At 45.2% G+C, this 230-nt stretch carries 1 protein-coding gene; it reads right to left on the reverse strand.

What is annotated here, in order from left to right:
• Positions 1-148, reverse strand: a 148-nt coding sequence (rmf, locus tag R0J87_RS25415) for a ribosome modulation factor (RefSeq protein WP_498889790.1), incomplete at its 3' end; no start/stop codon positions are given.
• Between the last annotated feature and the right edge of the window lie 82 nt (positions 149-230).

The following is a 230-nucleotide window of genomic DNA, read 5'->3' on the forward strand; positions in this document are numbered from 1 at the left end:
CTTCAATCGCTTCGCGCCATCCTCCAAGCCATTGTGAGCGCGTATCTAAACTTTGATATGGGCAGATTTCTTTTGACCGTCCGGTTACACCGGCACGATAACCTTGAGCATGAGCACGTTCCAGACGATCACGTTTTTGTCTTTTCATACGGCAGTCTTCCTCAACTTTATGTGATAAAAATAACCGCAATATCGTTCGCGGTTACCTTTTTATTGATAGCTGACAGACG

The sequence above is a fragment of the Halomonas sp. SIMBA_159 genome (genome assembly GCF_046536035.1).
GTDB lineage: Bacteria > Pseudomonadota > Gammaproteobacteria > Pseudomonadales > Halomonadaceae > Vreelandella > Vreelandella venusta_A.